This window comes from Bacillus sp. UNC69MF (assembly GCF_000746035.1).
Lineage (GTDB): Bacteria > Bacillota > Bacilli > Bacillales > Bacillaceae > Bacillus > Bacillus velezensis.
In genome coordinates, this window is sequence record NZ_KN050798.1 from 935,711 (window position 1) to 956,082 (window position 20,372).

Annotated in this window: 18 protein-coding genes and 2 pseudogenes; 18 read left to right on the forward strand and 2 right to left on the reverse strand. The window is 42.8% G+C overall.

From position 1 onward, the window contains the following. Window positions 1-111 precede the first annotated feature (111 nt). From BR62_RS0116450 to BR62_RS0116490, 9 genes are all read left to right on the forward strand, one after another. On the forward strand, window positions 112-516 hold the full coding sequence (locus tag BR62_RS0116450) for a YmaF family protein (protein ID WP_014417831.1): 405 nt from the start codon (window positions 112-114) through the stop codon (window positions 514-516). Between the two features lie 98 nt (window positions 517-614). Continuing rightward, window positions 615-1,559 carry a tRNA (adenosine(37)-N6)-dimethylallyltransferase MiaA gene (gene miaA / locus BR62_RS0116455; RefSeq protein WP_032871538.1) on the forward strand — a complete coding sequence of 315 codons (945 nt, stop codon included), beginning with the start codon at window positions 615-617 and terminating at the stop codon, window positions 1,557-1,559. Window positions 1,560-1,598: 39 nt separating this feature from the next. Then, the gene (gene hfq, locus BR62_RS0116460; RefSeq protein WP_003154064.1) at window positions 1,599-1,820 is read left to right on the forward strand and encodes an RNA chaperone Hfq; all 222 of its coding nucleotides are present in this window, start codon (window positions 1,599-1,601) and stop codon (window positions 1,818-1,820) included. Between the two features lie 98 nt (window positions 1,821-1,918). Next, window positions 1,919-2,194: a YmzC family protein gene (locus BR62_RS0116465; RefSeq protein WP_032871539.1), complete on the forward strand. Its 276-nt coding sequence runs from the start codon at window positions 1,919-1,921 to the stop codon at window positions 2,192-2,194. A gap of 82 nt (window positions 2,195-2,276) precedes the next feature. Further along, the gene (locus tag BR62_RS0116470; RefSeq protein ID WP_003154062.1) at window positions 2,277-2,492 is read left to right on the forward strand and encodes a hypothetical protein; all 216 of its coding nucleotides are present in this window, start codon (window positions 2,277-2,279) and stop codon (window positions 2,490-2,492) included. A gap of 259 nt (window positions 2,493-2,751) precedes the next feature. Then, window positions 2,752-3,144, forward strand: coding sequence for a class Ib ribonucleoside-diphosphate reductase assembly flavoprotein NrdI (gene nrdI / locus BR62_RS0116475; protein WP_003154061.1), 393 nt, complete (start codon window positions 2,752-2,754; stop codon window positions 3,142-3,144). Further along, window positions 3,104-5,206 carry a class 1b ribonucleoside-diphosphate reductase subunit alpha gene (gene nrdE, locus BR62_RS0116480; RefSeq protein WP_007611605.1) on the forward strand — a complete coding sequence of 701 codons (2,103 nt, stop codon included), beginning with the start codon at window positions 3,104-3,106 and terminating at the stop codon, window positions 5,204-5,206. The genes nrdI and nrdE overlap by 41 nt, the downstream gene beginning before the upstream one ends. A 17-nt stretch (window positions 5,207-5,223) precedes the next feature. Further along, window positions 5,224-6,213: a class 1b ribonucleoside-diphosphate reductase subunit beta gene (gene nrdF, locus BR62_RS0116485; protein WP_012117608.1), complete on the forward strand. Its 990-nt coding sequence runs from the start codon at window positions 5,224-5,226 to the stop codon at window positions 6,211-6,213. Window positions 6,214-6,261: 48 nt separating this feature from the next. Next, the gene (locus tag BR62_RS0116490) at window positions 6,262-6,882 is read left to right on the forward strand and encodes a hypothetical protein (RefSeq protein WP_012117609.1); all 621 of its coding nucleotides are present in this window, start codon (window positions 6,262-6,264) and stop codon (window positions 6,880-6,882) included. A 49-nt stretch (window positions 6,883-6,931) separates the two neighbouring features. Here the strand turns inward: BR62_RS0116490 and BR62_RS0116495 are convergent. Further along, a pseudogene (locus tag BR62_RS0116495) lies at window positions 6,932-7,691 on the reverse strand (N-acetylmuramoyl-L-alanine amidase). Between the two features lie 306 nt (window positions 7,692-7,997). Between BR62_RS0116495 and spoVK the strand changes: the two are divergent. The 7 genes and pseudogenes from spoVK to BR62_RS0116535 all read left to right on the forward strand — a co-directional run bounded on the left by spoVK (window position 7,998) and on the right by BR62_RS0116535 (window position 14,861). Then, window positions 7,998-8,966, forward strand: a complete 969-nt coding sequence (gene spoVK / locus BR62_RS0116505; RefSeq protein ID WP_032871541.1) for a stage V sporulation protein K — start codon at window positions 7,998-8,000, stop codon at window positions 8,964-8,966. A gap of 129 nt (window positions 8,967-9,095) precedes the next feature. Further along, window positions 9,096-10,358 (forward strand): GTPase HflX, encoded by a 1,263-nt coding sequence (gene hflX, locus BR62_RS0116510; protein ID WP_015239904.1) that lies wholly within the window; start codon window positions 9,096-9,098, stop codon window positions 10,356-10,358. A gap of 16 nt (window positions 10,359-10,374) precedes the next feature. Then, window positions 10,375-11,640: a methionine gamma-lyase family protein gene (locus tag BR62_RS0116515; protein WP_025284770.1), complete on the forward strand. Its 1,266-nt coding sequence runs from the start codon at window positions 10,375-10,377 to the stop codon at window positions 11,638-11,640. 109 nt (window positions 11,641-11,749) lie between these two features. After that, entirely contained in the window at window positions 11,750-12,154 is a 405-nt protein-coding gene (locus BR62_RS0116520) for a MerR family transcriptional regulator (protein ID WP_007410366.1), read from the forward strand. A gap of 57 nt (window positions 12,155-12,211) precedes the next feature. Further along, complete coding sequence (gene glnA / locus BR62_RS0116525) at window positions 12,212-13,546, forward strand: type I glutamate--ammonia ligase (protein ID WP_007410365.1); 1,335 nt, start codon at window positions 12,212-12,214, stop codon at window positions 13,544-13,546. Window positions 13,547-13,862: 316 nt separating this feature from the next. Further along, window positions 13,863-14,129 (forward strand): annotated as a pseudogene (locus tag BR62_RS0116530) (ArpU family phage packaging/lysis transcriptional regulator); the annotation flags it as partial. Between the two features lie 102 nt (window positions 14,130-14,231). Next, complete coding sequence (locus BR62_RS0116535) at window positions 14,232-14,861, forward strand: hypothetical protein (protein WP_224181736.1); 630 nt, start codon at window positions 14,232-14,234, stop codon at window positions 14,859-14,861. 784 nt (window positions 14,862-15,645) lie between these two features. Here the strand turns inward: BR62_RS0116535 and BR62_RS0116550 are convergent. Then, entirely contained in the window at window positions 15,646-16,740 is a 1,095-nt protein-coding gene (locus BR62_RS0116550) for an L-dopachrome tautomerase-related protein (RefSeq protein ID WP_032871548.1), read from the reverse strand. A gap of 561 nt (window positions 16,741-17,301) precedes the next feature. Between BR62_RS0116550 and BR62_RS0116555 the strand changes: the two genes are divergently transcribed. Beyond that, the gene (locus tag BR62_RS0116555; RefSeq protein WP_007410362.1) at window positions 17,302-18,693 is read left to right on the forward strand and encodes an MFS transporter; all 1,392 of its coding nucleotides are present in this window, start codon (window positions 17,302-17,304) and stop codon (window positions 18,691-18,693) included. A gap of 42 nt (window positions 18,694-18,735) precedes the next feature. Continuing rightward, window positions 18,736-20,337, forward strand: coding sequence for a xylan 1,4-beta-xylosidase (xynB, locus tag BR62_RS0116560; protein ID WP_032871549.1), 1,602 nt, complete (start codon window positions 18,736-18,738; stop codon window positions 20,335-20,337). Window positions 20,338-20,372: the final 35 nt, after the last annotated feature.

Sequence of the window (20,372 nt, forward strand, 5' to 3'; positions counted from 1 at the left end):
CTTCATTCATAATTTAGGTACCTCCAAGAATAAATTTGAGATGATAACAGAGTATTCAGCCCACCAATTTTTGATTGGGCGTTTATCAAAAAAATAAAGGAGTGAGCTTTTGTGGGCCTGTATCAGTCCGATTGGTCAAAAAAACCTCCGCACACACACGCATACCGGGCTGTTACGGATGTAGTGCAGGGACATTACCATTTGATCGAAGGCTTTTCGCAGCCGGAGAACGGCAGCAATACAGATGAGCATACACATTTCTATACGGGCATCACCTCGTTTGAAAACGGCCATTTTCATAGGTATTACGGCATTTCCGGCCCTGCCATCCCGAGGGTTGACGGAACACATTACCATGAGCTTTCAGAGACCACCTTTGCCGCCTACAATGAGCCGATTCAGATCCAGCACGGCGGCGTCGTTTACGATCCGCGGGAGGAAGGACGGAAAACGCACCGCCATACGCTCAAAGGAAAAACGAGAGAGGTTGTCGGAAACGAGCCGATCGGGTGGTAGCGGACGTTTAGCGCTCAGGAAAAAGGGCAAAATGGATAGGTGCCTGAAGAAATGAATGCTATAATTAGGGGGAGATTTATAAAAGAGAGTGATACATATTGAAAAATAAAAAACAGCCTGTCGTCATACTCGTCGGACCGACGGCAGTCGGAAAAACAAAACTAAGCATCGGACTCGCGAAAATGCTGAATGCGGAAATCATCAGCGGAGATTCCATGCAGGTATATAAAGGGATGGACATCGGAACGGCCAAAGTCACCGAAGAAGAGACAGAAGGCGTGCCGCATCACCTGATTGATATTTTGGAGCCGTCCGACACTTTTTCAACGGCGGATTATCAGAAAATGGTAAGGGGAAAAATCACCGAGATTGCCGATAGAGGAAAGCTGCCGATGATTGTCGGGGGGACGGGTCTGTACATTCAGTCCGTGCTGTATGACTATACGTTCACGGAAAACTCCGGCGACCCTGTATTCCGGGAGCGCATGGAGAAACTGGCGGCTGAAGAAGGGGCGGAAGCGCTTCATGCCAAGCTTGCGGCAGCCGACCCGGAAGCGGCGGCGGCCATTCATCATAACAATACGCGAAGAGTCATCCGCGCGCTCGAAATCTTGCATGTATCGGGAAAAACAATGTCAGAGCATCTTAAAACCCAAAAACGGGAGCTGCTTTACAATGCGGTTCTTATCGGTCTTACAATGGACAGAGAAGTGCTGTACGGCCGGATTAACGAGCGCGTTGACCTGATGCTGGAAACCGGCCTTCTTGACGAAGTAAAGCGGCTGTATGATATGAATATACGGGACAGCCAATCGATTCAGGCGATCGGCTATAAAGAGCTGTATGAATATCTTGATGGAAAAGTGCCGCTCCCTCAGGCTGTGGAACAATTAAAACAAAATTCTAGGCGATATGCGAAACGCCAGCTGACCTGGTTTCGCAATAAAATGCCCGTTTCATGGACAGATATGACGCCGCCTGTTGATATTGAGCAGAAAAAAAAGGAAATTTTCGAGTGCATAGCAGGAAAACTGGAAATTTAATCGAAACAGTATTGTATTGAGAACCAAGGAGGACGAAACATGAAACCGATTAATATTCAAGATCAGTTTTTGAATCAAATCCGAAAAGACAATACGTTCGTCACGGTGTTTTTACTCAACGGCTTCCAGCTTCGCGGCCAGGTAAAAGGCTTTGACAACTTTACCGTTTTGCTCGAAACGGAGGGGAAGCAGCAGCTTATTTATAAACATGCCATCTCCACGTTCGCCCCGCAAAAAAACGTCCAGCTTGAGCTTGAATAGACTTTTTGAAAAAGACCATGAACAATGGTCTTTTTCTATGCGCATCTCTGTATATTGCAGGCTGTATATCGGAAACATAAAAGGGGGTTCGGAAAATCGTGTTCGAAAGTGAAAATGAACTGAGAAGAATCAGGATTACGCTCGTTTGGATCGCTGTTTTTTTGCTGTTTGGAGCTTGCAGCAATCATGAGACGGTGGTGACGGATGATGACGGCGGCTCATCGGATGCCGAACCGCAGACAGAAGGCATGGTGCAGCTGGAACATAATCGTTTCGGCATCGTCGAGGACGGTTACTTAAAAATATACCGCTATGATGAAAAAACGAATAAAATCGAACTGAAAAAAGAAGCGGCGCTGGATGAGCTTGAATAAATTTCACAAGCGTTCGAATTTACAAAGCGGGCCGCACAAGCTACACTAAGTACTGACATTGATCATGCAGAGGGTGAGACGATTGAAACACAAGGTGATAATCAACCATTGGGAAGAAACTTGTGAAGATGATTCCTGCTATGAATATGGAACCAGCATCATCGTTGACGGCAAAGAACTGATCAGAGAGGCTTCCATCACAAGCGCTCTGAAAGCCGTACTGAAAGAAATCGGTGCTGATGTGGAGATTGAAGAAACCGTTGAAAGCGAAAAAAAATGTGATTCTTACAAAAAATAAGAATAAAAGTCTAGACTACTAAGCAGTTTTTTTTCATGTTATGATAGACATCGGCTTACACATGACACCTTGAGTAGGATGAGAGATGATTCTCGTTCTGCTCTCTTTTTTGGGCGTTAATCGGGCCAGAGCCAAAGTCCGCTCTTTCAAAAATATGAATTTTTTATAAATCGATCTCAACATGTTGTGTTTTTCTGAGAGGTTAGTATACTATATATAGTGTTAAGAGATTCATTATTTTTGATAGGTCGTGATAAGGATGGTTCAAATCATATTTGATTCAAAGACAGGGAATGTTCAGCGTTTTGTGAATAAAACAGACTTTCAGCTGATCCGCAAGGTGGACGAAACGGACCACGTGGATACTCCGTTTGTTTTGGTCACCTACACGACAAACTTCGGTCAGGTACCGGCATCAACACAATCATTTCTCGAAAAATACGCCCATCTCTTATTAGGAGTCGCTGCGAGCGGCAACAAAGTATGGGGCGATAACTTTGCAAAAAGCGCCGATACCATTTCAAGACAATATCAGGTGCCGATCTTGCACAAATTTGAACTCAGCGGCACATCTAAAGACGTTGAATTGTTTACTCAGGAGGTAGAAAGAGTTGTCACAAAATCAAGTGCCAAAATGGATCCAGTTAAATAACGAAATCATGATCCAACAGGATGGAAAATTCCAGTTTGATAAAGATAAAGAGGCTGTACATAGCTATTTTGTTGACTATATCAATCAAAACACAGTTTACTTTCACGATTTAAAAGAGAAGCTGGATTATTTGATTGAAAACCAATACTACGAAGAGGAATTCTTAAGCCTTTACTCTTTTGAAGACATTAAAGAAGTGTTTAAGACAGCTTACGCAAAGAAGTTTCGTTTTCCTTCCTTCATGAGTGCGTTTAAATTTTATAATGACTATGCTTTGAAAACGAATGACAAGAAAAGAATCCTCGAGCGTTATGAGGACCGAATCTCAATCGTCGCGCTGTTCTTCGCAAACGGCGACACTGAGAAAGCAAAAGAATATGTAAACCTGATGATCAACCAGGAATATCAGCCGAGTACACCGACATTTTTGAATGCCGGCAGAAAACGCCGCGGAGAACTGGTGAGCTGCTTCTTGCTCGAAGTCAATGATTCCTTAAACGATATTTCACGGGCGATCGATATTTCCATGCAGCTGTCTAAATTGGGCGGCGGGGTTTCTCTTAATCTGTCCAAGCTTCGCGCGAAAGGCGAAGCGATTAAAGATGTTGAAAACGCCACAAAAGGCGTTGTAGGCGTCATGAAGCTTCTTGATAATGCGTTCCGTTACGCTGACCAAATGGGCCAAAGACAAGGCTCAGGCGCGGCGTATTTAAATATTTTCCACCGCGATATTAATGATTTTCTTGATACGAAAAAGATTTCTGCGGATGAAGATGTGCGCGTCAAAACGCTTTCTATCGGTGTCGTCATTCCGGATAAGTTCGTTGAGCTTGCACGTGAGGATAAAGCGGCTTATGTATTCTATCCGCATACGATTTATAAAGAATACGGCCAGCATATGGACGAAATGGACATGACGGCGATGTATGAGGAGCTTGTTGACAACCCGCGTGTCAAAAAAGAAAAAGTGAATGCGCGCAAATTGCTTGAAAAGCTTGCCGTTCTCCGTTCTGAGTCAGGTTATCCGTACATTATGTTCCAGGACAACGTAAACAAAGAGCACGCGAATAACCACGTATCAAAAGTGAAATTCTCGAACCTTTGCTCTGAAGTGCTTCAGGCGTCACAAGTTTCGGCTTACACAGATTATGATGAAGAAGACGAAATCGGCTTGGACATTTCCTGCAACCTTGGTTCATTAAATATTTTGAATGTCATGAAACATAAATCGATTGAGCGCACGGTGAAACTCGCGACGGATTCCCTGACTCATGTATCTGAGACGACGGATATCCGCAACGCGCCGGCAGTCAGACGCGCGAACAAAGCGATGAAGTCGATCGGTTTAGGCGCCATGAACCTTCACGGCTACCTGGCCCAAAACGGCATCGCGTATGAAAGCCCGGAAGCAAGAGATTTCGCGAATACGTTCTTTATGATGGTGAACTTTTATTCCATCCAGCGTTCAGCTGAGCTTGCGAAAGAAAAAGGCGAAACGTTTGAGCATTATGAAGGCTCCACTTATGCAACGGGAGAATATTTCAATAAATACATCGAAAAAGAGTTCTCACCGGCATATGAAAAAATCGCTGCGCTCTTTGAAGGCATGCACATTCCGACAATCGAAGACTGGAAAGAGCTGAAGGCGTTTGTCGCTGAAAACGGCATGTACCACAGCTACAGACTGTGCATCGCACCGACAGGTTCCATTTCCTACGTCCAATCCAGCACGGCGTCCGTTATGCCGATCATGGAACGGATCGAAGAAAGAACATACGGAAATTCAAAAACGTATTACCCGATGCCGGGGTTAGCGTCTAATAACTGGTTCTTCTACAAAGAAGCTTATGATATGGACATGTTCAAAGTGGTGGATATGATCGCGACAATCCAGCAGCATATCGATCAGGGAATCAGCTTTACCCTGTTTTTGAAAGATACGATGACAACTCGTGATCTGAACCGTATTGATCTGTATGCCCACCATAGAGGCATCAAAACCATTTACTATGCAAGAACGAAAGATACCGGGCAGGACAGCTGTCTTTCTTGTGTCGTTTGATTAAAGGAGAGTTTACAGTGACAAAAATTTATGACGCAGCAAACTGGTCAAAGCATGAAGATGATTTCACCCAAATGTTTTACAACCAAAACGTAAAGCAGTTTTGGCTTCCGGAAGAGATCGCATTAAACGGCGATCTTCTCACTTGGAAGTATTTGGGTAAAAATGAACAGGATACGTACATGAAGGTGCTCGCCGGCCTGACACTGCTTGATACAGAGCAGGGGAACACGGGCATGCCGATTGTGGCCGAGCACGTCGAAGGCCATCAGCGAAAAGCGGTTCTTAATTTCATGGCGATGATGGAAAACGCGGTGCACGCAAAATCATATTCAAATATTTTTATGACGCTTGCTCCGACTGAAACGATCAACGAAGTATTTGAATGGGTAAAGCAGAATAAATATTTGCAGAAAAAAGCGCAAATGATTGTCGGGCTTTACAAAGCCATTCAAAAAGATGATGAAATTTCACTGTTCAAAGCGATGGTTGCTTCCGTCTATCTGGAAAGCTTCCTTTTCTACAGCGGTTTCTATTATCCGTTATATTTCTACGGACAAGGAAAACTGATGCAAAGCGGTGAGATCATTAACCTGATCCTTCGTGACGAAGCGATTCACGGCGTGTATGTTGGTCTCCTTGCTCAGGAAATTTATAATAAACAGACAGAAGAGAAAAAAGCAGAGCTTCGTGAATTTGCGATTGACCTTCTGAATCAGTTATATGAAAATGAGCTTGAATATACAGAGGACTTGTACGATCAAGTCGGACTCTCACACGATGTAAAGAAATTCATCCGCTATAACGCCAATAAAGCTTTGATGAACTTAGGGTTCGATCCTTACTTTGAAGAAGAGGATATTAATCCGATCGTATTAAACGGATTAAACACCAAAACAAAATCACATGATTTCTTCTCCATGAAAGGGAACGGCTACAAAAAGGCGACGGTAGAACCGATTAAGGACGAAGATTTTTATTTTGGCCAAGATGAAGAGCAGATATAATATCTGCTCTTTTGGCTTGAATGGAGAGGTAAGACAGGAGGAACGGGCATGAATAAAATGGATGAAATCATCTTGGCTGCACCGCGGAGTGACGTCTTTCAAAACGAAATGCTGACATTTCAGGGAGTCAACAGCGAGGATGAACGTATCGTAAACATTATGGCTCAAATTGAGGCGCATTTTTTTGAAATCAGAAGAGGCGACGCGGAAGAGGACCCGCGATTTAAACAGCCGATTCCGTATGTCGTCATCCGCCGCGATGATGAGGTGTTTGTGTATGAACGGCTCGCGGGCGGAGGGGAATCGCGCCTCCATAATAAGCTTTCTCTCGGCTTCGGCGGACACATGAACCCTATGGAAGGGGCGGCTTCATTTTCGGAAGTGCTGAAACAGAATACCGACCGGGAGCTGGCGGAAGAACTGTACATTCGCGAGGAGGACAAACAAAACATTGTCACACTCGGCCTGATCAATGATGATGAAAACGATGTAGGGAAGGTGCATATCGGCATCCTTTCTGCGCTCCAGTTAGCGTCTGCGGCACAAGTCGAAGTGAAAGAAAAAGATCAAATCGCCGGCCGCTGGATGAAACTGAGCGAACTGAAAGAGGAAAATGTGTATCAGCGTCTTGAAGCTTGGTCTCAGTTTGTCGCTGATATACTTCAATAACAAAAAACCCCCGTTCGTCCCAAAAAAGGGAGAGCGGGGGTTTTTTCATTTAGTCTTGCATAATGAAGGCATCAAATCCGGCTTTTTCGGCCCGCGCTGCCAACGCTTCAGCGTAATCTCTGGAAGAGAATGCGCCGATCTGCACTTTAAATAAGCCGCCTTTTGGAAGCACAATCGCGTCAAAACCTTTAGACTCCGCATCGGCGGCAAGCGCATCAGCATTTGCTTTCACTTTGAATGCACCGATTTGCACTTTATATAAGTCAGCCTTTTTTTTTTAGACCGAAAGCTTGCTCCAAGCCCTTGGCATGTCCTCTTGCAAGGCTTTCAATAAAACTGGCTGTTTTCAGTTTGTTTGCATCAGCTGACGTATCAACAAAACCATTCTCCGTCAAAATCGCCGGCATACTTGTCTCTCGCAGCACATGGAAGTTGGCTGTTTTTTTTCCTCGGTCATTAAAACCCGATGCTTGAATCACTTGCGTGTGGACGGCTGATTGGTAAGTCGAGGTCGGCGCTCCGACACCGGGGTAAATATAGCTTTCGAATCCGGTTCCGCCTCCTGAGTTAATATGAATGGATAAAAAATAATCTGCGCCCCAGCTGTTGGCGGCATCCGTTCTCTCCGTCAGGCTGACCGTCTTATCGCTTGTCCTGCTCATCGTGACAGAAACTCCTTCATACTCATTCGTCAGAATCGTGCGCAAAGCCAGCGCGATCTCCAGCGTGACCGCTTTTTCCTGAAGTCCGTTTCCGGTTGCACCTGAATCAGTTCCGCCATGACCGGGGTCTATAAAAATTTTAACCATTCTCCATCACCTCATTACAGCATATGATGATATTCAAATGGTGCTTGTACGGCTGTCATTCATAAAAAAAATGAGAAATATACCCAACATTTCCCGGAAAATAAAAATAAATGGTTTGTCCTCCCGTTTCTGCTGAATACAATAAGAAATGAAAAATATTTCTCGGGAAAGCGCAGGATTCAACATCATTCCCGAAGAGAACGGAAAAAGTGACAGATAAAGAGGAAAACGGGTCTCATGATGATAGGCGGCTGTCACGGAACCGCTTCATCATGAGTAAGATAAAGAGAGAACAGAGAGGTGAGCATGTTGGAGCGCGCTGTAACCTATAAAAATAACGGACAAATTAACATCATTCTTAATGGCCAAAAGCAAGTGATGACAAATGCGGAAGCTGAGGCGGAATATCAGGCCGCCCTGCAAAAAAATGAAGCCAAGCACAGCATTCTGAAAGAAATTGAAAAAGAAATGAACACATTAGTGGGTATGGAAGAAATGAAACGCAACATTAAAGAAATTTACGCGTGGATATTCGTCAACCAAAAACGGGCCGAACAAGGGCTTAAAGTCGGAAAACAAGCTCTTCATATGATGTTCAAAGGGAACCCCGGCACCGGGAAAACCACCGTCGCGAGACTGATCGGCAAGCTTTTCTTCGAAATGAACGTGCTTTCCAAAGGACATCTGATCGAAGCGGAACGTGCTGATCTGGTCGGTGAATACATCGGACACACAGCGCAAAAAACGAGAGATCTGATTAAAAAATCGCTCGGGGGCATTTTATTCATTGATGAAGCATACTCACTTGCAAGAGGCGGAGAAAAGGATTTCGGTAAAGAGGCGATTGATACGCTTGTCAAGCATATGGAAGACAAACAGCATGAATTTATTCTGATCCTGGCAGGGTACTCGAGAGAAATGACACATTTCCTGTCATTAAATCCCGGCCTGCAATCGCGTTTCCCTATCAGCATCGATTTTCCGGATTACTCTGTCACTCAGCTGATGGACATCGCAAAGCGCATGATAGCAGAGCGGGAGTATCAATTAAGCCAGGAAGCCGAGTGGAAGTTAAAAGATTACTTAATGACAGTGAAAAGCACGACAAGCCCCATTAAATTCAGCAACGGGCGCTTTGTCAGAAACGTGATTGAAAAATCAATCCGCGCTCAGGCCATGAGACTTTTAATGGGAGACCAATACTTAAAAAACGATTTAATGACGATCAAGAGCCAGGATTTACTTATAAAAGATGAGGCGGCAGCTCACGAATAGACCTCTCAGCCGGTTTGAGGGGTCTCTTTTTTATTTCTCTCTTTAAAACCCGCCGGATGTGTGGTATACGCCCTGCGGGTTTGGTATGATAGTACTACTGCCCAATACGACACAGAAAGGAACATCCATTTGAACGAACAGGAAGGAAAAAAAGAAACGGTCATTTTGGTCGGCTGCCAGCTTCCGCACATGACAGATGAGCACTTTGAACATTCCATGGAAGAGCTTGCTTCATTGACAAAAACGGCTGACGGAACGGTGCTGACCCGGATTACGCAAAAACGGAACAGAGCGGATGCCGCTACATATATAGGCAAGGGGAAAGTAGACGAGCTGAAGGCGCTGTGTGAAGAGCTTGAAGCGGATCTGGTCATTTTTAATGATGAACTGTCACCGAGCCAGCTTAAATCACTCGCCACTGCAATTGAAGCGAAGATCATCGACCGCACGCAGCTTATTTTGGATATTTTCGCAAAAAGGGCGAAGACGAGAGAAGGAAAGCTTCAGATCGAATTGGCCCAGCTTCAATACGCGCTGCCCCGTCTGAGCGGACAAGGAATCAATCTCTCAAGACAAGGCGGCGGAATCGGGACGAGAGGGCCCGGTGAGACAAAGCTTGAAACAGACCGGCGCCACATTAGAAACCGCATACACGAAATTAACGTGCAGCTTTCAACGGTTATCCGCCACAGAAGCCGTTATCGGGAGAGACGTAAAAAGAACGGCGTGCTTCAGGCTGCACTCGTCGGTTATACCAACGCCGGAAAATCAACATGGTTCAATCAATTAACAAGCTCAGACAGCTATGAAGAAGATCTGCTGTTTGCAACGCTTGATCCGATGACGAGAAAGATGGCGCTCCCAAGCGGCTACAGTGTCCTTTTGTCTGATACGGTCGGCTTCATTCAGGATCTGCCGACGACGCTGATTGCCGCTTTCCGCTCAACGCTTGAGGAAGTGAAGGAAGCAGACTTGATCATTCATGTCATTGATTCATCCAATGAAGATTATGCCGGGCATGAACAGACGGTCCTCGGTCTGTTAAAAGAGCTTGAGGCAGATGATATTCCGGTGCTGACCGCTTATAACAAACGTGATGAGACACTTCCTGACTTCATCCCGACAGCGGGAGAAGGCCACATCATGATCAGCGCCAGAATCGCCGGGGATGAAGCAAAACTAAAAGCGGAAATCGAAGCTTATTTGCGCCGGGAGCTGATGACGCCGTATGAAGTTCATGTGCCTGCCGCCGAAGGCAAATTGATGTCACGCATCAAATCAGAGACCATGATCGACAGCCTTTATTTTAATGAAGAAAATGAACGCTACGAAGTCTCAGGTTATGTACAGGAAGAACAAAGCATACTCGGAGAACTGAAGAAATTCATGTAAGGAAGGTATACACAACATGTTTGACACACTGACCCACGGCGCTCTTTTACAAAAAACCGCCGAAGAAACAGAAGCGGAAATCTCCGCCGTTCATAAAAGAATAGAAGAAATCAGTGAACGGAATGAATGGAGAGTCCTGCAAAGCTACAGAAAACATAAAGTAAGCGATACACATTTTACGCCTTCAACCGGATACGGTTATGATGATATCGGACGAGATACACTGGAGAAGATCTATGCTGATGTGTTCGGAGGAGAGGCGGGACTCGTGCGGCCGCAAATCATTTCCGGAACGCATGCGATTTCAATCGCGCTCTTCGGTGTGCTGAGACCCGGGGACGAATTGCTTTATATCACAGGCAAGCCTTACGATACACTCGAGGAAATCGTCGGAGTAAGAGGCGGGGAGTATTCAGGCTCGCTTAAGGAATTTCAAATCGGATACAATGCAGTCGATTTAACATCAGAAGGCAGAGTGGACTTTGAAGCGGTCCGGGCTGCAATCCAGCCGAATACAAAAGTGATCGGCATCCAGCGTTCAAAAGGATATGCGAATCGTCCGTCTTTCAGAATAAATGAAATTAAAGAGATGATTCGTTTCGTAAAGGAAATCAAAGAAGATGTCATTGTTTTTGTGGACAATTGCTACGGAGAATTTGCAGAAGAGCGGGAACCCTGCCACGTCGGAGCGGATCTTATGGCCGGCTCCCTGATCAAAAACCCGGGCGGCGGCCTTGCTAAAACGGGCGGCTATCTTGTAGGGAAAGCCAAGTGGATTGAGGCCTGCTCTTACCGGATGACCTCCCCGGGAATCGGAAGTGAAGCCGGCGCTTCGCTCTATTCACTGCAGGAAATGTATCAAGGTTTCTTTCTCGCTCCGCATGTAGTGGCGCAAAGCTTGAAGGGAGCGGTATTTACCGCCCGTTTTCTTGAAAAGCTCGGCTTTACGTCAAACCCTGCATGGAATGCGCCGAGAACGGATCTGATTCAATCAGTTGAGTTTCAGGACCCTGATAAGATGATCGCTTTTTGCCAGGCGATACAATATGCTTCACCGATTAATGCGCATGTGACGCCTTATCCGAGCTATATGCCGGGATATGAAGACGATGTCATTATGGCAGCGGGCACTTTCGTACAGGGAGCAAGCATTGAATTATCAGCAGATGGACCTATCAGACCGCCTTATGTCGCGTATGTCCAAGGAGGATTAACCTACGCGCACGTGAAAAATGCGATTTGCAGCGCCGTAAATGCTTTAATGGAAAAAGAGCTGATTTAGGCCGTTTGCAATTTTCAAAGAATTTGATGTTAAGATTCCTTACATTGTGTTGACACAAAATATAACATCACCTATAATGAGACTAAGATAAGAAAAGGAGGAAATTGAGATGAGTGATAACATTCGCCGCTCAATGCCTTTATTTCCAATTGGGATTGTCATGCAGTTAACAGAACTTTCTGCCCGGCAAATTCGATATTATGAGGAAAATGGATTGATATTTCCAGCGAGAAGCGAAGGAAATAGACGATTATTTTCATTCCATGATGTAGATAAACTGTTAGAAATCAAAAATCTGATTGAACAAGGCGTCAATATGGCGGGGATCAAACAAATTCTGGATAAGGCATCTGCCGAACCGGAAGAAAAATCCGAAAAAACCGCCAAACCGATGAAGCACAATCTGTCTGATGACGAACTCAGAAAGCTTCTGAAAAACGAACTGATGCAGGCAGGCCGTTTCCAGCGGGGAAATACTTTCCGCCAAGGTGACATGTCCCGATTCTTTCATTAATCCGTTAGCAACTGTTTTGCTATATACATTTACCTTTTAGAGGAGGAGTTTTACGAAATGGCAAAGTACACAAGAGAAGACATCGTAAAATTAGTAAATGAGGAAAACGTAAAGTATATCCGCCTTCAATTCACAGACATTCTCGGAACGATTAAAAACGTGGAAATTCCTGTGAGCCAGCTTGAAAAAGCACTTGATAATAAATGCATGTTCGACGGTTCTTCCATCGAAGGTTTCGTCCGTATCGAAGAGTCTGATATGTACTTATATCCTGATCTGAACACATTTGTAATCTTCCCATGGACGGCTGAAAAAGGTAAAGTAGCACGCTTCATCTGTGACATTTACAATCCGGACGGCACGCCGTTCGAAGGTGACCCGCGTAACAACCTCAAACGGATTCTGAAAGAAATGAAAGAACTCGGTTTCAGCGATTTCAATCTTGGACCTGAGCCTGAATTCTTCCTGTTTAAATTAGATGAAAAAGGCGAACCGACGCTTGAATTGAACGATAAAGGCGGATACTTCGACCTGGCTCCGACTGACTTGGGAGAAAACTGCCGCCGCGATATCGTGCTTGAGCTTGAAGAAATGGGCTTTGAAATCGAAGCATCTCACCATGAAGTTGCTCCGGGCCAGCACGAAATCGATTTTAAATATGCCGGTGCCATCCGTTCTTGTGACGACATCCAAACTTTCAAACTGGTTGTCAAAACGATTGCCCGCAAACACGGTCTGCATGCGACATTCATGCCAAAACCGCTGTTCGGCGTAAACGGTTCCGGTATGCACTGCAACCTATCACTCTTTAAAGATAGCGTTAACGCGTTCTTTGATAAAGACGCTGATCTTCAGCTGAGTGAAACAGCAAAACATTTCATTGCCGGTATCGTAAAACACGCGACAAGCTTTACGGCTGTCACAAACCCGACAGTGAACTCTTACAAACGCCTTGTTCCGGGCTATGAAGCACCTTGCTACGTGGCATGGAGCGCGCAAAACAGAAGCCCGCTGATCCGTATCCCGGCTTCCCGCGGCATCAGCACACGTGTTGAAGTCCGCAGCGTAGACCCGGCGGCAAACCCGTACCTGGCGTTAAGCGTATTGCTTGCAGCAGGCCTTGACGGAATCAAAAACAAACTTGAAGCACCGGCTCCGATTGACCGCAACATCTACGTCATGAGCAAAGAAGAGCGCATGGAAAACGGCATCGTAGATCTTCCGGCGACACTGGCGGAAGCTCTCGACGAATTCAAATCAAACGAAGTCATGGTTGCAGCACTCGGCGAGCACCTGTTCGAACACTTCATCGAAGCAAAAGAAATCGAATGGGATATGTTCCGCACACAGGTTCATCCGTGGGAGCGCGAACAATACATGTCTCAGTATTAATCTCTCAATCCCTTGGCACTATTGGTGTCAGGGGATTTTTTGTTTGTAAACAAATTTAATAATTTAATATAAATACAATACCACCCACAAAACACCCACGAAAAATCAATAAAAAATTACTCCATAATTGTGGAGATATAATTCTCATTCATATGCTACACGTAAAAAAAGGTATGTCATCGCTATTGATAAACTCCATATTGTATTCTCGTTTTTTATTTGTTTTGATGATCCATTCGTTTTTCTTTTCCAGCTACAGCCAATTTAACCTCTTTTTTGTGGAAAAACCACACTTAGACTTTTCTTTAAATTTTTGAAGGAATCGGTTGATGCTGGTATCAGCCTGTTTCCTTCAATCAGAGATTCTTTCATATTAAATGAACTGAAGGTTAAGCAGATGGAAAGGGCGTTAGAAAACAGCCTGGACGATGAAGAACGCATGATCATTGAGAAAAAATACTTAGCAGCCAGCCAAACGAAAGACATTCATATTTATATGGAACTCGGCATGAAGAAGGACACCTATTATGAAATAAAACAGCGTGCCATTTTACGCATTGCTACAGCACTCGGAATAATCTGAGTGCTTTTTTGTAGTAAGCAGTTGTGTGGGTGGGATTTCCTATTTTAACGTTATATGGTGTATTTTTCATTATGACTATGTTAGTCTCCTTAAAGGAAGGACTTGAAAACAAAAATAGTAAGCTTGCTTCTTGTATTGAGTTTAGTCTGCGGATTTGCACTTCCTTCTTATGCTAAGACATCGATGAATGAAAAGGTAAAAACCAATGTTTCTGGAATGAATGTTATAAGTCAGTCTGAAGGTGAAGCATCTTATACAATCGAATATGGCGGAAAACAGTATTTTATTGATCAAAAAACTCTAGATAAAGGAACCTCTAAAGAGTCGATTAAAGTTGATCAATATTTGTTAACTGATGGCCATCGAACACTAGTCGATTCTGCTACAGTTAATATTTCCGATGAATCAAGTGAGATGTCAACTCTAGCAAAATGTAGAGGGAAACAAGGTGTTTCGGTAGCAATTCCTATAGTCAAGGTGAGCATGAATTCGTGTGTAATTAAAAAATTCTTAGATATTGTTGAGGATGCTGACGGTATAGCAGGGGCTATCGCCGGGATAGCAGCATTGATAAAAAAAATACCTGGGATTTCAGTATATGCTGGAGCAATTGCAGGGGCAATGTTTGCTGGTAAGTATGCCATAAAAAAAGTATCCGATAATGGAAAGTACGGAATTTCTTATAATTGGATAATTGGTACCCCTGTTGTTGTACCCTGGAGAAATGGTTAATTATTAAGGTGGTAATGTCAAATGAATCGTATATTAGTCTCAATAGCTATTATTATATTCCTGATTGAATATATTGTAGCTCCACTCACAGATATAGATACCGGAAAATACGGCACGTTTATAGGCTTAATATTATTGAGTATTACGGTTCTAAGGCTATCTGATAATGACAAATCATAAACTTTTGAAGGGAGCAGACTTCGGTCTGCTCTTTTTTATTTATTTTATTGGGTGTAAAACGAAAACTAAGCGACAAATTCCCGACAAAACAGGGGACAAATTGGGGGAGAAAAGGGGGGGACTATATATTCTTCATAACAATCAACTGACGAATTTTCAAGTTTCTCTGAGATATGGGAGTACACGTCGGAAGTGATGGTTATATTTTTATGTCCAAATATTCCCTGTACAAATTTCAATATTGCCTCAGATTCAAAAAGAAGAAAAGCGTGGCAAACTGTAAAATCCAGACGGGTTACAGTGTTTTTCCCTTAATAAAAAGACCGGGGTGTCACCCCGGCTCTGTAATAAAACTGCCCATCAAAGGGCTTGCTCATCTGATATTCATGATAGACCTATTCCTTCAGGTTCTGAGGCTCAAGGGAGGTCTGTTTTTTTCTTATATACGTCAACAGTACGTTATAAACGGCTCGAATAAACCCTTTATATTTAAATGAGGATATTATATGATTTCCTTCATTTTCATTTGAAATTTGATTCTTTTAGGATGAAGGCTAAATGAAGCCAATTATGTTCTAAAAAATTGAACCGGCCATTTTTATTTTCAAAAAGCAGGAGCAGGAAATTCATCAATTTTTATACGAAGTAAACTATAAGGTTTCTGTCGTAAGTCTTTTCCATAATGAAATCTAGCCTGCCGATGTAATTGGTTCACGATGACATATAAGTATTCATCCGGACCAATCGAAAAAGTATCCGGCCATAAAATTCTCGGATCATGTGCGATGGTTTCCATTGTGCCATTCGGCAGCATCTTTCGAATACTATTGTTCTCATAATCTCCGGCATAAATGGCTCCTTTTGCATCTGTAATCATTCCATCAGACGCGCCTTTTTCTCCCCAATACGCCACATGATAAAGTAAATCCATGTCCGGTATATTTCTATCTCTCAGGGCTTCTGTTGAGATCGAGAACAGATGACGGCTGGTCAGTGGACAAAAAAATAATACCTTTCCGTCAGGAGAAATCGCAATACCGTCGGATGCCAGCCTAAATGGGGAAGTTGAACCATCCCTGTTACGATTCATCAAAATTTTGCCTTCTACTTTCGGTATAAAATAGGAATCCGGTGAAGTTGGATTTGCTCCATTTAACCGTCTAAATGCGTTTCCGGTTTCTAAATCCACGACGATAATAGCTCCTGGTCCTTTGGAAGAAGAATCCGTTATATAGGCATAACCTGCAGTTCCAACACGAAAATCAAATCGGACATCATTCAGGTAAGTTGTTGGAAGGACAACATCTTCTGTAAAGGTATAAACTCTGCTGATTGTATTGGTTTTTAAATCAACAGCGACTAATTTTGCCCCGCCTTTAATTGGTTCAGAAAAATTGGGTGCCGCCGTATCTAGTACCCAAAGGGTTCCTCTTCCATCAGTAACTACACTTTGGACACTGATGAAAGTCATTTTGATATTCTCAGGGTTAACCAAATTGGTTTGTAAATCAGGATAAGGCTGCAATTTATCCCCAATTATTTCCGCCACCGTAAATTTAACATTGTCTCCCCATTTCGGAAAACAAATGAAAATACGACCAGTTTCTGAAACAGTAACACCAGTAGGCATAGCTCCATAAAATGCATAAACCAGTTCTAAATCCCCAAAATATTTTTCAAAAGGCAGCATAGGTTTCATAATATCCTCCTCAACCAATTAAACGGGATATCACTTATATATGATTCGCATTTTTTCTAGTGCATGTTTCTTAATAAGTTTTTCTAAACACAAGATGATGGAAGTGCTTATCATTTAATAAGTCAGTCAGGTGACACAGGGGGTTTTTACTTAACGTCTGTCGAAGCAGTCGGCAATTACAACATGGTATGTTCTTTGGTCGGTTTTAAATTCTCTGAAAAAAGAGTTGAAAAAACAGAAAAGATTTTATAATATGAAATCAAGTTAGTTTGTTCGGTCAACAAACTAATAAAACCACTTAATTGTCCATCATATAAAGGTCTTAAATGGGAGGGGGATAAAAGGCTCGATTTAATTGTAGGTGTATAGAAAGCGAAAGCCAAGCTTTTATCCTGTTCACTGCTATCTGATCACCATTTGGATGTTGAAAATGCTCTGTGAAAGTAAACCGTTGTCATTTTTGAAAGCGCTTTTATACGCCGCTCACTGGCTGATAATTTTAAAGAAATGTTATACCATTCATCATGTTCCTTATGTAAAGGATCGAAAAGGGGAGAAATCATGCTCAGTGAAAATGTAAAGAAGATCAGCATGGTTGAAAAAGTTGGATATGCGTCTGGAGATTTTGCATGTAATTTAATTTATGCAACAGTGTCTACGTATCTTTTGTTCTTCTATACAGATGTTTTTGGTTTATCGGCAGCAACAGCCGGTACGATGTTTTTAGTGGTTAGAATCATCGACGCTCTCGCTGATCCTTTTATTGGAACAATAGTTGACAGAACAAATAGCAGGTTTGGCCGCTTCAGACCGTATCTTTTATTCGGAGCTTTTCCCTTTGTCATATTGGCAATACTCTGTTTTACAACCCCGGATTTTTCGGATATGGGGAAATTAATATATGCCTATATCACCTATGTCGGCTTATCGCTTACATACACCATGATAAACGTGCCATATGGCGCGTTAACATCTGCAATGACCAGAAATAATCAAGAAGTTGTTAGTATAACGTCTGTCCGTATGTTATTTGCAAATCTTGGAGGACTTGTCGTTGCATTTTTTGTTCCCTTACTGGCTGCTTATTTAAGCGATAATTCCGGCAGCGAATCTCTTGGCTGGCAGCTAACCATGGGTATTATGGGAGTTATAGGCGGGTGCCTTTTAATCTTTTGTTTTAAAAGCACAAAAGAGCGTGTCACGCTTCAAAAATCGGAAGAAAAAATTAAATTTTCGGATATATTTGAGCAATTTCGTGTTAATCGGCCTCTAGTTGTATTAAGTATTTTCTTTATTATTATTTTTGGAGTGAATTCAATCAGTAATTCGGTTGGCATCTATTACGTAACGTATAATTTAGAAAGAGCAGATTTAGTGAAGTGGTACGGTTTGTTGGGAAGTTTGCCTGCTTTGGTCATTTTACCGTTTATTCCAAAGCTTCATCAATTATTAGGGAAGAAGAAATTACTAAACTATGCATTATTACTGAATATGATCGGCCTCTTAGCTTTACTTTTCGTTCCGTCAAGTAATGTATTCCTGATACTTTCCTTTCGATTGCTGGCTGCTGCAGGAAGTCTCACTGCCGGGGGATATATGTGGGCGCTTATTCCTGAAACAATAGAATATGGAGAGTATAAGACCGGGAAAAGAATGGGCGGTCTTATATACGCTATTATCGGATTTTTCTTTAAATTTGGCATGGCCTTGGGAGGGGTTGTACCGGGTTTGGTTCTAGATCAGTTTGGATATGTGGCAAATCAGGTGCAAACGCCGGAGGCATTGACGGGAATTTTAATTACAACAACCATTATTCCCGTGTTCTTACTGGTTCTGGCCATGATTGATATTAATTTCTATAACTTAGATGAGAAAAAATATAAAAGCATGGTTCGAGAATTAGAGAATAGAGACAAAGTTTATTTGGATCATATTGACGATTTCAAAGCTTAAAACATGATGAGTGAACAGAAAATAGCTGAGGAGGAGTTCAAAATGAAGATCATTAATCCAGTACTTAAAGGATTCAACCCCGATCCGAGTATTTGCAGGGTTGGAGAGGATTATTATATCGCTGTATCTACATTTGAGTGGTTTCCGGGAGTCCAGATACACCACTCAAAAGATTTAGTCAATTGGCACTTAGTTGCACATCCATTACAGAGAGTATCACAATTAGACATGAAAGGAAATCCTAATTCAGGCGGGGTCTGGGCGCCATGTTTAAGTTACAGCGACGGAAAGTTTTGGCTGATCTATACGGATGTTAAGGTCGTAGATGGCGCCTGGAAAGATTGCCACAATTATTTAGTGACTTGTGACACGATTGATGGTGATTGGGGGGAGCCGATCACATTAAACAGCTCGGGTTTTGATGCTTCTTTGTTCCATGATACGGATGGGAAAAAATATTTATTAAATATGTTATGGGATCAGCGTATTGATCGGCACTCCTTTGGAGGCATTGTCATGCAGGAATATTCTGATAAGGAGCAAAAACTAATCGGTAAACCGAAAGTGATTTTTAAAGGAACTGAAAGAAAGCTGACAGAAGCGCCGCACCTTTACCGTATCGGGAACTATTATTATTTATTAACCGCAGAAGGAGGAACACGGTTCGAACATGCTGCTACAATTGCCCGTTCTGCAAATATTGAGGGTCCATATGAAGTACATCCTGATAATCCTATCTTAACGTCATGGCATGCGCCGGAAAATCCGCTGCAAAAATGCGGACATGCATCCATTGTACAAACACATACAGGTGAGTGGTATTTAGCTCATTTAACGGGACGTCCCATTCATCCGGACGATGATTCAATTTTTCAGCAGAGGGGATATTGTCCTTTGGGCAGAGAAACTGCTATTCAAAAACTCTATTGGAAAGATGGCTGGCCTTATGTAGAAGGTGGAAAAGAAGGGAGCTTGGAGGTGGATGCGCCTTCTATACCTGAAACAATGTTTGAAGAAACCTATCCGGAAGTTGATGAATTTGAGGATGCAACATTAAATATTAATTTTCAAACGTTAAGAATTCCGTTTACGGAGAAATTAGGATCATTAACTCAAGCGCCAAATCATTTACGATTATATGGCCATGAATCCTTAACTTCGACATTTACTCAGGCATTTGTAGCCAGACGCTGGCAAAGCCTCCATTTTGAAGCGGAAACGGCTGTTGCGTTTTATCCGGAAAATTTTCAGCAAGCTGCTGGTTTGGTGAACTATTACAATACAGAGAACTGGACGGCTCTTCAAGTCACGTATGATGAAGAACTTGGCCGTATTCTTGAATTAACGATATGTGATAACTTTTCTTTTTCACAACCGTTAAAAAATAAAATTGTGATTCCTTGTGAAGTCAAGTATGTCTATTTAAAAGTGAATATTGAAAACGAAAAATATTATTATTTGTATTCATTTAACAAAGAAGATTGGCACAAAATCGACATTGCATTAGAATCGAAAAAATTATCAGATGATTACATCCGCGGCGGGGGATTCTTTACAGGAGCTTTTGTAGGGATGCAATGCCAAGATACGAGCGGTCATCATATTCCGGCCGACTTCAGATATTTTCGTTATAAAGAAAAATAATTAGCACATGAAAAAGGAGATTTCTATTTTAGAAC

What these genes read in the sequence shown, in the direction of transcription:
- glnA (WP_007410365.1), top strand. Translation starts at nt 12,212, where the DNA reads ATGGCAAAGTACACAAGAGAAGACATCGTAAAATTAGTAAATGAGGAA.
- BR62_RS0116550 (WP_032871548.1), bottom strand. Translation starts at nt 16,740, where the DNA reads ATGAAACCTATGCTGCCTTTTGAAAAATATTTTGGGGATTTAGAACTG.
- BR62_RS0116515 (WP_025284770.1), top strand. Translation starts at nt 10,375, where the DNA reads ATGTTTGACACACTGACCCACGGCGCTCTTTTACAAAAAACCGCCGAA.
- spoVK (WP_032871541.1), top strand. Translation starts at nt 7,998, where the DNA reads ATGTTGGAGCGCGCTGTAACCTATAAAAATAACGGACAAATTAACATC.
- xynB (WP_032871549.1), top strand. Translation starts at nt 18,736, where the DNA reads ATGAAGATCATTAATCCAGTACTTAAAGGATTCAACCCCGATCCGAGT.
- BR62_RS0116520 (WP_007410366.1), top strand. Translation starts at nt 11,750, where the DNA reads ATGAGTGATAACATTCGCCGCTCAATGCCTTTATTTCCAATTGGGATT.
- BR62_RS0116555 (WP_007410362.1), top strand. Translation starts at nt 17,302, where the DNA reads ATGCTCAGTGAAAATGTAAAGAAGATCAGCATGGTTGAAAAAGTTGGA.
- nrdI (WP_003154061.1), top strand. Translation starts at nt 2,752, where the DNA reads ATGGTTCAAATCATATTTGATTCAAAGACAGGGAATGTTCAGCGTTTT.
- BR62_RS0116490 (WP_012117609.1), top strand. Translation starts at nt 6,262, where the DNA reads ATGAATAAAATGGATGAAATCATCTTGGCTGCACCGCGGAGTGACGTC.
- hfq (WP_003154064.1), top strand. Translation starts at nt 1,599, where the DNA reads ATGAAACCGATTAATATTCAAGATCAGTTTTTGAATCAAATCCGAAAA.